The 13,332-nt window shown below is 52.0% G+C and carries 14 protein-coding genes; 5 read left to right on the top strand and 9 right to left on the bottom strand.

Going from position 1 to position 13,332, the window contains the following annotated elements:
* A partial coding sequence (locus ACTG33_RS03105) for a hypothetical protein (protein WP_439133719.1) occupies positions 1–383 on the top strand: 383 nt, incomplete at its 5' end.
* Positions 384–557: 174 nt separating this feature from the next.
* Entirely contained in the window at positions 558–785 is a 228-nt protein-coding gene (locus tag ACTG33_RS03110; RefSeq protein WP_439133720.1) for a phage integrase N-terminal SAM-like domain-containing protein, read from the top strand.
* A gap of 167 nt (positions 786–952) precedes the next feature.
* Here ACTG33_RS03110 and ACTG33_RS03115 read toward each other — a convergent pair whose 3' ends face one another.
* The 7 genes from ACTG33_RS03115 to ACTG33_RS03145 all read right to left on the bottom strand — a co-directional run bounded on the left by ACTG33_RS03115 (position 953) and on the right by ACTG33_RS03145 (position 8,404).
* Positions 953–1,615: a carbonic anhydrase gene (locus ACTG33_RS03115; protein ID WP_439133721.1), complete on the bottom strand. Its 663-nt coding sequence runs from the start codon at positions 1,613–1,615 to the stop codon at positions 953–955.
* A 244-nt stretch (positions 1,616–1,859) separates the two neighbouring features.
* On the bottom strand, positions 1,860–2,777 hold the full coding sequence (locus ACTG33_RS03120; protein WP_439133722.1) for an acyl-CoA dehydrogenase family protein: 918 nt from the start codon (positions 2,775–2,777) through the stop codon (positions 1,860–1,862).
* Positions 2,777–3,913: an acyl-CoA dehydrogenase family protein gene (locus ACTG33_RS03125; protein WP_439133723.1), complete on the bottom strand. Its 1,137-nt coding sequence runs from the start codon at positions 3,911–3,913 to the stop codon at positions 2,777–2,779. The genes ACTG33_RS03120 and ACTG33_RS03125 overlap by 1 nt, the downstream gene beginning before the upstream one ends.
* Positions 3,914–4,926: 1,013 nt before the next feature.
* On the bottom strand, positions 4,927–5,877 hold the full coding sequence (locus ACTG33_RS03130) for a replication initiator protein A (protein ID WP_439133724.1): 951 nt from the start codon (positions 5,875–5,877) through the stop codon (positions 4,927–4,929).
* Positions 5,878–5,919: 42 nt separating this feature from the next.
* The gene (locus ACTG33_RS03135) at positions 5,920–6,318 is read right to left on the bottom strand and encodes a hypothetical protein (RefSeq protein ID WP_439133725.1); all 399 of its coding nucleotides are present in this window, start codon (positions 6,316–6,318) and stop codon (positions 5,920–5,922) included.
* 2 nt (positions 6,319–6,320) lie between these two features.
* Positions 6,321–7,343: a ParB/RepB/Spo0J family partition protein gene (locus tag ACTG33_RS03140; RefSeq protein WP_439133726.1), complete on the bottom strand. Its 1,023-nt coding sequence runs from the start codon at positions 7,341–7,343 to the stop codon at positions 6,321–6,323.
* Positions 7,344–7,495: 152 nt separating this feature from the next.
* Positions 7,496–8,404 carry a ParA family protein gene (locus ACTG33_RS03145; protein WP_439133727.1) on the bottom strand — a complete coding sequence of 303 codons (909 nt, stop codon included), beginning with the start codon at positions 8,402–8,404 and terminating at the stop codon, positions 7,496–7,498.
* 393 nt (positions 8,405–8,797) lie between these two features.
* Here ACTG33_RS03145 and ACTG33_RS03150 point away from each other — a divergent pair, with 393 nt between their 5' ends.
* Positions 8,798–9,775 (top strand): ParB/RepB/Spo0J family partition protein, encoded by a 978-nt coding sequence (locus tag ACTG33_RS03150; protein WP_439133728.1) that lies wholly within the window; start codon positions 8,798–8,800, stop codon positions 9,773–9,775.
* A gap of 106 nt (positions 9,776–9,881) precedes the next feature.
* Complete coding sequence (locus ACTG33_RS03155) at positions 9,882–10,586, top strand: SDR family NAD(P)-dependent oxidoreductase (RefSeq protein ID WP_439133729.1); 705 nt, start codon at positions 9,882–9,884, stop codon at positions 10,584–10,586.
* Between the two features lie 120 nt (positions 10,587–10,706).
* Here the strand turns inward: ACTG33_RS03155 and ACTG33_RS03160 are convergent, their stop codons facing one another.
* Positions 10,707–11,483 (bottom strand): queuosine precursor transporter, encoded by a 777-nt coding sequence (locus ACTG33_RS03160; RefSeq protein ID WP_439133730.1) that lies wholly within the window; start codon positions 11,481–11,483, stop codon positions 10,707–10,709.
* An 86-nt stretch (positions 11,484–11,569) separates the two neighbouring features.
* Positions 11,570–12,079, bottom strand: coding sequence for a 6-pyruvoyl trahydropterin synthase family protein (locus ACTG33_RS03165; protein WP_439133731.1), 510 nt, complete (start codon positions 12,077–12,079; stop codon positions 11,570–11,572).
* 246 nt (positions 12,080–12,325) lie between these two features.
* Here ACTG33_RS03165 and ACTG33_RS03170 point away from each other — a divergent pair, with 246 nt between their 5' ends.
* Entirely contained in the window at positions 12,326–13,066 is a 741-nt protein-coding gene (locus ACTG33_RS03170) for a TetR/AcrR family transcriptional regulator (RefSeq protein ID WP_439133732.1), read from the top strand.
* Positions 13,067–13,332: the final 266 nt, after the last annotated feature.

A 13,332-nucleotide genomic window follows, 5' to 3' on the forward strand; every position in this document is an offset into this window, starting at 1 on the left:
CACCCGTTATCGGCAATATGCCGTCGGAAAAACCATTTATTCGTGAACTTTCTGAATATTTTGACCCTAAAAACATGAGCTACAATGAATCTATGGATCTTGCCAATGCTTTAATGAAAGCTGGAGAAGGTGATTTAAGCTCAGCATTTTTACCGCCACCACTTTTAAAAGTTAATAGCGATGGAAGTGTAAGTGACATGAGAGGAACGCCTGAAGGTGAAGCCAAAATGAATGCCAAATTCAATATGTTTGATGTACTTGAAGCTAGGATTGATTTCAATAAAAGTATGAATATGCCAACAAACTTACTTGAAGATTCTTATTCTTTTTTAGAAAAAAATCAAGTAGCTCGTAATACGCCGAGTATCAATGAGTACACATAACATTTGTATATAGAGCCGGCTCGCTTTGCAAAAAAGCATCCAGCCGCCAGGGAGAGGTATCACTTTGAAATTAAAGAGAAAATAGAAATTGCTGCGTATTCCCTTCAGCTAGAAGCGAGCCGGCTCGTTAATTGAGGATATGGGGTTTCCCCATATCTACTTCCCTGAACCTGTATGTTATTGATTTTGCACTATTTACCAATTAATACCAGAACAAAGCGAGCCATTCAACCAGCTATCATCCACTGGATTATTGCTTTTATTCGATACCATCGATATCAACATCCCCAAACCCTTGGTGAACAACACATTCGCCAGTTTCTAGTGCATTTGGCAATATTCACTCTGGATGAGGTCAAACGACTTTTCAATCATCTTAACGATGCTGCTCAGGGAGGGTAAAGGCAGAAAGTCCCGCATCCCAACACTCGCCCCCGAGCAGGTTAAATCTCTGACGTTGCATCATAATTTTCGCAGCTGCGCCCTTAACTCATATAAAAACGGGCGATCAGTAACACCGAAGTGCACTGACCGCCCGTTGACAGCCATTGGAACAGAAGAATTTGACGTTAAGACTTATCCGCCTCTTTAGCCTGACGCAACAGACGCTGACGGTAGGCTTCGTCCATAGGTTCAAACTCGCCGGATGTTTCGTTGTGATAGAGCACTTCACCGGAGGCGATGTTGTAAACCCAACCGTGGATGTTGAGATTGCCACTCGCCAGACCCACGGCAACAGCGGGGTGTGTACGCAAGTGCTGAATTTGCTGCAGAACGTTTTCGCAGGTCACTTCATCCAGATGATCCTTGCACAGATCACCGTGACGATGACGAACCACCTCGGTGGCAGAACGACAGTGTCCCAACCACTCTTTGACGTGTGGCAAGTTATCGAGCTGATCCGGTGCAATGGCGCCTTTCATGGCACCACAGTCGGTGTGACCGCAGACCACAATATCGGTAATGCCCAGAGCCGCCACGGCAAATTCGATGGAGGCCGTCATGCCGCCGGTTTCGTTACTGTGCGGTGGGACAATGTTGCCCGCATTGCGACAAATAAACAGCTCACCGGGTTCGGTCTGGGTCACCAGATTAGGATCGATGCGGGAATCCGCACAGGTAATAAACAACACTTCCGGGTTCTGTCCGTTCGCCAGCTTGGCGAAGGTTTCACGCTTCTCCGGATACACTTCGTTCTGAAACCGGGCCACACCTGAAATTACATGATCCATGACAACACCTCCTGAAAAACTGTCACTGCGATTGGCGATTATTGATCGATGGCTGGATTAAGTTAAGTCACAACTTCAGCACAGGGTGCCATTATATGCGAACGGCTTGGGTTGGTGGTAGCTGTGATCGAGGGGGAGAACAAGTAGGCTGGCGCTAACCAAAGGATCACCGGCCTGTCCCGGATTTCATCAGATTTGACCAAATCGGGGACAGGTTACTGGCTAGACTTTTTGAGCCGAAAAATCAGGCAAAGCAGTTATCAGCCACCACTTGAGCCTGACCACCACGACCACCCAGCTCAGACAGCAGGGCTTTCATACGGTAGGTCCACAGGTGCAGATCCATTTCCAGAGTCATGCCCATGGCACCACTCATCTGGTGCATGTCATAGATCAGTCGGGTGGCGCTGTCCTGCGCGTGCAGAGCCGCGAGAGCCGCATCACCGGCATCACCACTGTCAGCGGCACGCAGTGCCAACCAGCGTACGCCACCAGTCAACACGGCACACTCAGCCAAACGGTGACGCAGTGCCTGGAAAGTACCAATAGGGCGACCGAACTGTTTACGCACGCTGACGTGCTCAACGGTGGAATCCAGAGCCGCCTGCATCAGTCCGGCTACTTCTGCAGCCAGAGCAACACGCAACCAGGTTTTCACCGTTTCGGCAGTTTCCGCATCCAGCTGTTTAACCTCTGGCGTACCCACCAGCTTGGCCATCGGGTAGGCATACAATGAGTCAGGCAGGGCTTCCACATCCCCTTCCTGTGGATGAGCAATACCCACTGTCTCGTTACCGACAGGTCCGTCGATGATAATCAGGGTTTTGGCTTGCGCGACAAAACGACCGGGGCGGCCGTGTTCGATCACACCAAAAGGCCGCGGCAGTTCGATGTCCAGATGCGGGCGTACCAGCATGGACAGCGCTACTTCCGCGGTATACGGGAGTTGTGCCAGACGGGCCGTGGATACAGCAGCGGACAGCGGGCCCATTTCAGGCACCGCGGCGATGTCAAAATAACCGCCCTCTTCCAGCTCTTTGTCCAGCTCATCACTGACCAGAGCGAAGCCGTGGAAATCCACTGGCGAGGTCGCAAAGTCTTCAGCCAGCTTGTCGATGGCACCTTCAACCGCAAGCTGATCTTCGTTCAGTTGTAAATCCATCAGCGTGGCTCCCTTGGCAATTCCAGGAATTGTGTCGCGATAATATTAAGCTGAATTTCCGCTGCACCGGAGGCAACACCCGCCACAATGCCGCGCTGGTGATGCGCGAGCAGCATAGGATGAACGCCACTGATGGCTTCGGGTATATGCTCAACAACAAACTCGCTCACTAAACGCTCACAGATCACGGTAGAGAAACGACCCACACTGGCTTCAGGGCCAGCCTGAATTTTCTTGGCACGTTTGTCGATGATGAAATAACTGTACCAGCGTGCGGCTTCGCAGGCTGCATGGGCTTTCGCGGCCTGATCAATGGCTCCACCGGTAAACCGGCCTTCCTGTTTCAGCAGGCTAACGGCATCGCGCAAGGTTTTGGAGGCCAGCGAGAAACGGGGGATACCCACTCGCTCCAGCGACAGAACCTGACCGATGATTTCCCACGCCTGACCTTCTTCGCCCAGACGCCATTTCTCATGGACTTCCACATCGTCAAAGAAGACTTCGTGAATATCGCCTTCACCGATGATGGAAGGGATATCGCGAACGGTAATTCCCGGGGTATCCATAGGCACCAGGAAGATGGAAATTCCGTTTTTGCCGTCAGAGGTACGAGCCAGCAGGAAGCAGGTATCGGCATCGCCAGCGTACGACGTCCAGATTTTCTGGCCGTTGATCTTGTAGGTGTCGCCTTCTTTCACTGCACGGGTGCGCAATGACGCCAGATCTGAACCTGACTCGGGCTCGGAAAAACCCTGACACCAGAGTGTCTCACCGCGAGCCATAGGCATAATATGGGTTTGCTTCTGCTCTTCTGAGCCAAACATCATCAGGATCGGTCCGATCCAGTTAACGTTCATGTACTGGCCACCACGGGGTTCGCCAGCCATCCACATCTCTTCAGCGAGGATAAAGGCTTCCCAGGGATCTGCGTCCCGACCACCCCATGCGGAGGGCCAGTGCGGCACCAGCAAACCGGCTTCCGCCAGTGCGGCGCAAAATTTCTTCGCAAATGCGGTCTGCTCTTTGGATGCGGGTCCGTGAGCGATGTGCTCCCAGTCTTCCGGCAGATTCTCTCTGATGATGGTGCGTATCGATTCACGGTACGCTTGTTGTTCTGTAGTCCAGTCGAAATTCATTAGGGGTGAATCCGGTTGGTTAATGTCGGCACGATTATACGCGTCTGATGAAGGGCAACCGTTGTCGCTGTGAGCACCCTGTTTTTACCTGTCAGGTAATTAGTTTTATACACTTTAGCCGGTTCTGGCTTTCTTGAACGTTTTACTTCCTGAAATTTAGACATATTCAGAGATTACAAATCAGGTAATACGTTAATTTGAAGTTAATATGTTTATAGTTAGTAAGAGTTAAATATAGTTAAACAGTTAAGAAAACCACAGGCCCCGCAGGACATAGCTTGTAGAAGATATGTGTGGTCAATATCCCGATCTAGCGTGATTCAAAGCACGATATACCGTGTTTAATCCCACGAATGTTTGTGGTTCAAATCCCGCAATGCCTGTGTTCAAACCCCCGTTTTTTACGTGATTAAAACCACGGCATTTTCCACAGTGATATGCACCGTTTAGGGTTGTTTTATCCACAGGCGAGAATTATATAGGCGCCATCTGTGTGTGGTTAAAACCTCGAAGCACCGGTTTGCTAAAAGCATACGGGGTGTGTTTAAAAGCATACGGTAGGCTTTCTTAGTTGAGCTCGATATTTGTCTGTTATTCGATCAGGCAGCCTCCTTTGGTATAGGTTAAACGTGTTTAAACCCCCGAAGCTAATGGTAGTGTGTGGTTAAACTCCCGAGGCTTTTATCCAAATGCGCTTTTTAAAAGGGCTTTTCGCTGCGATTCTAAGCTGTTTTTAGGAGGTTTTATCGCGTAAAGCGGTTTAATACTCAATTTAGCCGGTAAACCCGGCTTTTGATCACACTGAAATGGTCTTTAGGGACAATAACGTGGGGCAGAGCTGGAAGGGGGTTGCTGCTGTGCGCTGAGGCTTGTACCTCTTGCCGGTCAAGCCGGCAAGGATTGGCTGTTAGAACAATGTTGTGAAGGATTAAGTCGAGAAGGATTAAGTCGAGAAGGACTAAATCGTGAAGAACTAAGCGGTGACGGGCACCGCCAGAATTCAACCAGATTGTTCAGGGGGCATTACCGTCCCGGACAGAGGCCCTCAGGCTGCCATCCAGATCTTTCATGACAATCAGCTTTTCAATGGTGCCACTTTCTTTCGCGCTCTCGTGTTGCAGGAAGTAGTCGGGCACGCTCTGTTTTTTAATCACATCTTTGATCTTGCGACGAAACTCCCGCAGTGGGGATTTGACGCCGAACTTGCGCCAGAGCTTCTCCAGACCGATATCCCACATGGGTTGGTTGCCACAGTGCTTGCGACAGATTTCATACAGTCGACGATCGTAGGGTGAGCGCAGGCCAAAGTATTCCCGGTTGTAAGTCAGAATCTGGTTGTTGGCGACGGCGTTGTAAAGCTGCTCTGAGATCACCACTTCAAAATATTCCAGGCGACCGTTTTTGTCGGTGACGGCCGCGCCGTAATCAATCAGACCAAAGACCTCCCCTTTCGACTTGCGGCTACCTGGTGAGTCATTGATATTGGTTCTGAACACGGTACCGCGCAAACGAGCCAGGGTATCACCAATGGCTTTGTAGGATTTTCCATCGGTGCCGCGCTTGGTGGTCATGAGGTAATCGAACGCCGTGATCTTGACCCGACGGCTGGTGGGGCGACCGCGATTGGCGGCTTCCGCTATCTGACCAAAGGAATAGATCAGCAGGTCTTTGTCGTGGATGGTCGCTCGACCGTCCGCTGACGGGATCACTTCCAGCCAGTTGCCCGTCTGTTCGTTCTCATAGCGAAACTTTTCGCGATCAGGTTTTGAGCTGATGGCAAAGATCGGGTACTCCATAGAACTGATGTCGCTCTTGGGGGCCACATCAATAATATCGGCCACGAACAGATCAAGTTGATCGGTGGCGGGTAAAACGGTGGTGGAAGTCATCGCCGGTGGTGCGGATGATTCCTCTAGTGACAGCAGCTCTTGCGTCGTCGACTGTGTGGGTGCTCGTGTGCTCATAACGGTCTCTCTATTTGTCCTGTGCGGCTCTTGCTCGGCGGCTCAGGAAGCTGTCTCCTGAGGAGACAGCTGCATCCCTTGTTGAGACATGATGCGTTGTATGATGGCGGTACGAATCAGTGCGCTGCGATCCTTGCGGGTATCTTCTTCTTCCTCGATGCGATTGAGACTGTCGTTGATGTCCCGAACCAGCTCTTCACTCAGGGCAATCGGAATGGACTTGGTGGAGCCGGGAACAATAAATTCTTCGGCCACCAGCCCCGGGAAATCGCCGCGACCGATGAGGTTTTCAATGGCTTCGCCGATCCACAGGGAACGCTGCTTTTTGTTGTAGCCTTCCGTCAGCATCACCTGATCCATTTTGGTGAGCATGCCCGTGGGGATTCTCAAAGTCGTCCGTACCGGACCTTTGCTTTTTTGAGGGGGGGTAAATTTTGCCATGATCAGACTTCTGCCTTGTCGACGAGGGCTTCCAGTGCGGCCGCCAGCTGAGCTTGTTTGTTCAGATCGTACCCGTCGAGGATTTCTTGCACATCAAGATGAACGGCCGCTGCCTGAATCACTTTCGCGAGCCCTCGAGTGTTGGCGTGTCGGGCCAGTTTGATGGAGGGTTTGGTTTCCTGAACGGCTTTTTTATCACCCTGAATGATCGGCAACAGTTGATCCAGAGGCAGCTGTGCCAGTTGCGCAGCCCGCTTCAGATCCGTGACCTTCTCTTTTTCGATCGCATCGACCAGCGCCTTGTTCGGGTAGCGCAGTACGGAAAGGTAGCGCTGGGCTTCGGCACGGCTGCGACCAATAATTTTGCTGAGCTTGGTGACGGAGGTTTTCTGTATCCCCTCCCCGGCTTCCAATAGCTTGCGCACTCTGTCGAGCTTTTCCCACAGACTCATGTTCTCGCGGTGGACGTTTTCTTCCCACTGCAGGGTATCGATCTCTGTGCGGGCAATGTTGCTTTGCTGGATTCTGGCGGCAATGTGTCTCGCGCCGAGCATGATGTGGGCAAGGAAGCGACGCTCACCGGCAATCAGGTGAAACTGGCTCTCGTCCTGCCACACTGTGATGGGGTTAATCATCCGCTCAGGGCTTTTCAAAGCTGCAGCAAATTGCACAATCGACAGGGTATCCCCCAGTGCTTTGCCGTTAAGACCGCTCTCTTGGGTCAGCAGATCGGTGTAGTCCTCCAGCCAGTCGCTGGGATCTTCAGAGGACAAGGCTTCCAGATTCATTGGAAACTTGAGGGACAGCTCTTTGACCTGCTGTTGAGATACCGCCAGTTTTCGAGGGTTGTCCGGGTCGGTGCTGATGTAATCCAGGGGAATGGTTTTGGTGAGAACGCCTTTTACATTCTGGGCGGTTTCTACCTGCGCCTTGGCGGCACCCGCCCATTTCTCGGCGTTGTCAGTGCTGCTCTCGCTGATAATGCTGCCGGTTCCGGCGCGCTTACCGCCAAATTTCTTGGCCATGATGCTTTCCTTTCTCTGGGTGTCTCCTCAGGAGACACTGGCTTGGTATGGGTCTGTCTGCTTGAAAAGCAGGTGTCTCCTCAGGAGACACTCTAAACAAGGAGACACCTCATCCTGCTGTTCTGTCGTTGTTTGTACGTGAGTGGATAGCCCTACCCTGCATAGACTTTTGACAGAGTGTGACGGCCTACTTCAATGCTTTTTTGCTTGGCTGCGTGACTGGCGCTGATCTGAAAGATACTGCGTGGCGTAATGCCCTTCAGGTCCCGCTCGGGAAAGGCTGTGGATTGCGGCAGGAAGATGTCTTCCGGGAACATAATGTTGCCCAGCTCTTCTTGCAGCATGGACAGCGTGCCACGGTGAATATTGGTGTTGGCGCGGACCTTGTTGGGACAGAGCCCGGTCAGTACCAGCTGGTCGTCATCATCGCGGGAGAAGTTTTCGGACTGGATCACCTGCAGCATGGCGTTGATACCCTGCAGACTCTTCTCTTCCGGTTCAAACGGGATGATGGCGTGAGTGGCAGCTCGCACCGCTGCACGAAATATAGGGTTACGGCTGGGGCCAGTATCGAGAATGATCAGGTCGTAGGCGTCGACCACTTCCTGCATGTGCAGGAAGTCCCCTAACCTGTTGATGATCTCGGTGGCGATCTTGCCACTGGCGTTGTCGAATTCACTGTTGATGCGCTCCAGCAGTGCCGGGTGCCCGACCATGATATCGACATCGGCGTCGAAGCCGTTGTTCTTGTTGATAAAGGTGTTGTGAGGCAACACGGCTTTGCCGAAGAAGATATCGGCAATGCTGGAACGTTCTTCCAGATCGGTGTCGCCATCGTAGTCCGGATGAGGCGGCGGTAACTGACCACCAGTAGCCTGGGGTGCTGTTTCCATTCCCACCCAATAATCTGAGGAGTTACACTGCATGTCCAGGTCGACAACCAGAACATCCTTTTTCTCATAAATGGCGGCGTACTCAGCAATTACGCTGGCGACGGTGGTTTTCCCCACCCCACCCTTCTGGTTTAACACGGCCAAAATTTTTCCCGAATACTCGAACATACGACTCTCTCTGCAGGAGCTCAAACCGAAACTCAATAGGTAAAAGATATACAGCTGTAAATATACAGGTATTATTGTGCGGTGCAAGGCGGCAGAGGGCTGTAAGGCTGATTACTCTGGGGTTTCGCTGGAAAATTAGTGACGAAGTGGAAAGCAGAGTGACAACATCAATAGGCCGAAAAACCGGTGGGGTGTTGGACTGAGCCTGATATGCAATCCACGATCGCGTTTGGCGTAGACAGGTACGGCTAAAAGAGGCAACAGAAAGAAGCACCAGAATCGAGCCACAACAGTCTGCTCAGACCACCGAAATAAATGTTCCTTTGTGTTCCTTGGTGGCTGAGGGTAGGGTAGTATAGCTTCTGAATTCATTCAGGTTGGCGCAAATAAAAAATGCCAAAAGTTAATAAAATCAGTAAGTTACCGAGTTTTAGGGTGGTCCGGCTGGATCTTTCGGAGTGTGAGCGGGCGCCTTTCTACCCTGAGCCGGAATTTTCTCAGGCAACAGCATCGTTGATTAAAGATCAGCTGCTTAATTCGGATGAAGGCATTGCCCCGTTTTGGGGGATTGCCCATAACGGCCTGGCGCAGATTTTTCTGGGTGCCTATCAATTGTCCTATCTGAAAAGTCGGAACCCACAGTTGACGATTCCGGTGAGGGTTGCCGAGCGTGAGCAGTTTACCACCGAGGAGATTGCCCGCCTGATGTTGCATCCCAGTCACGCATACCCGGAGAGCGACGTGGGCTTCCGGGCGAGAACGATAGAAGGGTTGAGGCAGTTTTTTGCGCTCAGCGATCAGCAATTGGCGAATTTTACCGACAGCAGCCGTTCGGCCATTGCCAATGCCCGACGTTTGCTGAAGCTGGAACCGGAAGTGCTGGAGGCTGCTCAGCAGGGCAGAATCTCCTACACTATCGCTCGTGAACTGCTGTCCCTGCCGGCAAAAAAACAGATAGAGCTGGCCAAGGAGTTCGGGGTGAAGCCGCTCTCGACTCAGCAAATGATGGCCCGGATTCATGGTCGCGGTGTGCTGCAGGAAGAGTCCGCCGCAACGGCGGACGAGTCACCGGTCAATCCGGCTACCGTTGCACCGACCACAGTTGTGTCGAAACCGAAGAGCAACGATACGCTGCGTTATGAACAGATGATTTCCGAAGCCATGGGTTATCCGGCCGAGATTGTGGAAGGGCAGGGTGGTCGCGGACAGTTGGTGTTTTCACCGTTTAACGAAGCCGGGGCGGCGCACGTTGCTCAGCAGATTCCGGACGAGGTCTTCCGCCGCAGGGCGAGGATGGTGCTGGATTATGATTCCTTTGATGAGCTGGACGCTATTTTGGCCAAACTGTTTCCGCCCGAAGAGGATTTCTGAAGCACCAACGGTTGAATCGGTGGGGACAGGGCGGTATAACCTCGCTCAACATTCAAGGCAGACAATCTCGGGCGCTGCAGACAAAACAGTACAGAAGGGGTAGTACATGAAGAAGATTGCGATCATCACTGGCGGCCGCACCGGTATCGGCAGGGCGACCATTGAGCGTTTTCAGAACGAGGGGTTTCAGGTGATTAACCTGTCGCGCAAGCCGGTGGCGATGGAAGGTTGCATCAGTCTGATTGTGGATTTCTCCCAGCCAGATTGGGATTTGGCAATAAAGCAGCCGCTGGTGGAACACCTGGAAGGTTGTGAGCAGCTGGCGGTGGTACACAACGCCGGCGTGCATGTGAACGACCACGCACTGGAAATCGATCCTTTGGGTTTGCGGCGTTCGCTGGAAGTGAACGTGGTGGCACCGGCTATCCTCAACCGATTGCTGTCTCCTTATCTGTTGCCGGGTTCTTCTATCATTTATATAGGTTCTACGTTGAGCGAGAAGGCGGTGCCGGGTTGCACCTCCTATGTGACGGCAAAACACGCGGTGGTGGGGATGATGCGATCCACCTGTCAGGATCTGGTGGGACGTGAAATCCACACCGCCTGTGTGTGTCCCGGTTTTACCGACACGGATATGCTGCGCGAACACGTGGGTGGCTCGGAAGAGGTACTGAAAAGCATCGCAACCGTGTGTACCTACAATCGCCTGATCGAGCCGAAAGAAATCGCTGACACCATTTATTTCTGTGCGACGAACCCCGTCATTAATGGTGCCGTGTTGCACGCAAATCTGGGACAGGTTGAAAATTGATGGTTTAGCAATCGTCTGTTTGGAAATAAAAAAGCCCGGTATTTACCGGGCTTTTTAGTGGGCGGATCTTTTGTGACGGGGCTTTTTAGGTGAGAAAGCGTAGAGCCGAAATCTCGTCTGTTAAAGCTGCAAATAACGTTTCAGCTTAAACGTCAGGTAATAACACGGTCCGGTGTCCGCCAGCGCGCAACACATTTTGAACAGGTAGTTACTGCCCATGAGTACAAACATCTGTTGGGTGCTGATGCCTCCCGCCAACCAGACTGCACCGAAGGTGACGCTGATCACCATAAACGAATCCACACCCTGACTGATCAGCGTGCTGAAATTGTTACGCAGCCAGAGGTGTTTGCCGTTGGTGAGCTTTTTCCAGAAATGGAACAACTGAACATCGCAATACTGGGCAGCCACATAGGCCATCATCGACGCAAACATCGCACCGCTGGTGAGGGCGTAGATAAAGTCAAACAGCTCAACGGAGCCGGAGACTGTGTCGCCGCTGGGCATGCCCACGGGCTCTGCCAGAGTCAGTAGTTGCCAGGGTGGCATAGCATCAGGACTGACAGGTGGTACGGCCTGAGCCAGGTACAGGCAGGCAATGATGAAAATATTCAGACCCAAACCCACCGTCACCAGAAAGTTGGCTCGCCGTTTACCGTAGAGTTCACACACCAGGTCGGTACACAGAAACGTGATGGGGTAGGGCAGTACACCGATGGCCAGTGACATGGGGCCGAGTTGCACGAAGCGGGTAATGCCGATGACATTCAGCAGCGTCATGGAGCTGAGGAACACGCCGGCCAATATGAGAAAGACCCGTTCGCGCCGTTCATACAGCAGGGCTTCGGGGCTGGCGGATTCAATATTCTGGGGGTCAATCTCTGCAGAAGTATCCATAGGCGGTCGCAATTTCGGCAGTCAAGGTTAAAGGGCGGCAGTCAACGTGAAACGGGCAGTATCGTCTTCGTTATGCATCTAAAAGATCAGGCGCCCGAAGTCGCGAGCGGATTGCGCCACACGGCGGCTCCCCACTGACCGGGACCCGAGGCAACCCGCAAGGTAATCTCTTTGATGTCCTTGTTCTCACTGTAACGAGAATCTTCCAGTAACTGATTGAGCAGATAGTGCGACAGTTCTTCAATGGTGATGTTGGTGACCGGCAGTACCAGCGTATCCGCTTTTAGAAAGGTCATCTCTTCATCGGCAAAAGTGACTTTGTAATTGCCACCGTCTTCATCAATTTGCTGATAGGGGGAGTCCCCGGCCAGCAACAGGTACTCATCAAGCCCGACGCTCAGTTCACGCAGAGAGTCTTTCAATTGGCTGTAGTTAAAACACATACCGTCAGGCTGTACGACGGCGGTGACAGCAGCGGATACAAAAAAGTTGTGGCCGTGCAGGCGCTCGCGCTCGGTGGCGGAAAAGATGGTGAAATGAGCTGCAGAAAAGTGCAGAGACTCTTTGGTGATATCAATGGTGGTCAGCTTTTCCACGCCTGTTCCTCGCCTTGGTTGCTTCTGATGCTTCTGGTGAGCCCGAAAAGCTGAAGTCTATCATCATATGGGGGATGTGAATCCAGCAAGCCCGCAAGGTTTTTAATCGCCGAGCGAAATGGTGTCCAGTCCGAGCTTACTCATAACTTACAAGGTTACCCAAATAGTCAACGCTGTAGTGCATAAGTGTGCTCCATCAGGCATAATTGGCCAGTTTTTGAACCCTTAAGGATAATGGAGACACTCTTGAGTAGCGCCGCTTCTATCACCAAATCAAAAAGCATCGCCGGAGCGAGCAAGCCTCGAACCAGACGCAACCCTGAACTGACCCGTGAGTTGATTTTGGAGTATGCCGGTAAACTGATGGCCAAAGACGGCCCTGAGGGGCTTAGTGTTTCCCAGGTGGCCAAGCAGGCTGGGGTCAATCGCGGTACGGCCTACCACCATTTCCAGACTCGGGAACAGCTCTTGGATGAAACCAAGGTTTGGGTCAGTGAAAAGCTGTGCCGGGAAGTGTTTGGTCACCTGCCCGGAGAAGAGCAAAAAGAGAAGCCCGATTCCAGAACGGTCTCGGCGAATCTTGCCAACTTTGCCATGGAGAACCCGGAACTTGGGCGCGCTTGGCTGTTTGATATTTTGAGCTCGACAGGTCCGATCAGCGACCCATTCTGGACGCTGTATAAATCCAATATCGATGAATTTGCGGATTCGGAAAAGGCGATGCCAGGTATTGATACCGAAGTGCATGCAGTGTCGACACTGGCCTCCGTCTTTTTGTGGCCGGTATGGGCTCGTGCGCACAGCAACTCTGCCGCCGGTCGCCGCAAAATGTCTCAGCGTTTCACGGATGAATCCATGCGTCTGTCTCTGTACGGCGCCCTCAACGCAGAACAATTCCCTGAGCTGGTGGCGGCGAATAAAGAGGCCCACAGCAAACCTAAAGCCAAGAAGGCAGCGACGAAAGCCAAGTCCAAGTCATCCAAATAAGCGCCCATGTGCAATCAGGACACCGATCTTTGGTGTCCTGATTCTTTCTTCCTTACATAGCCTTTCTTTTTTATCACCAAAAAATGAAGTTCGCACCATTGTGCGCCGGTATTCTGCATTCTCAGCGGCCTGTCACGCATCCTTAATACTGGCTTCGCGCCTATCTTACTGTACATCAATGTTGACTAAGTGCGATGTGACGTTGTAATCTGGTGAGTACACAACACAGGCTGAACGAATGGTTTCTTCGATCCTTTATCCCTACA

The sequence above is a fragment of the Pseudomaricurvus sp. genome, assembly GCF_965662505.1.
GTDB lineage: Bacteria > Pseudomonadota > Gammaproteobacteria > Pseudomonadales > Cellvibrionaceae > Pseudomaricurvus.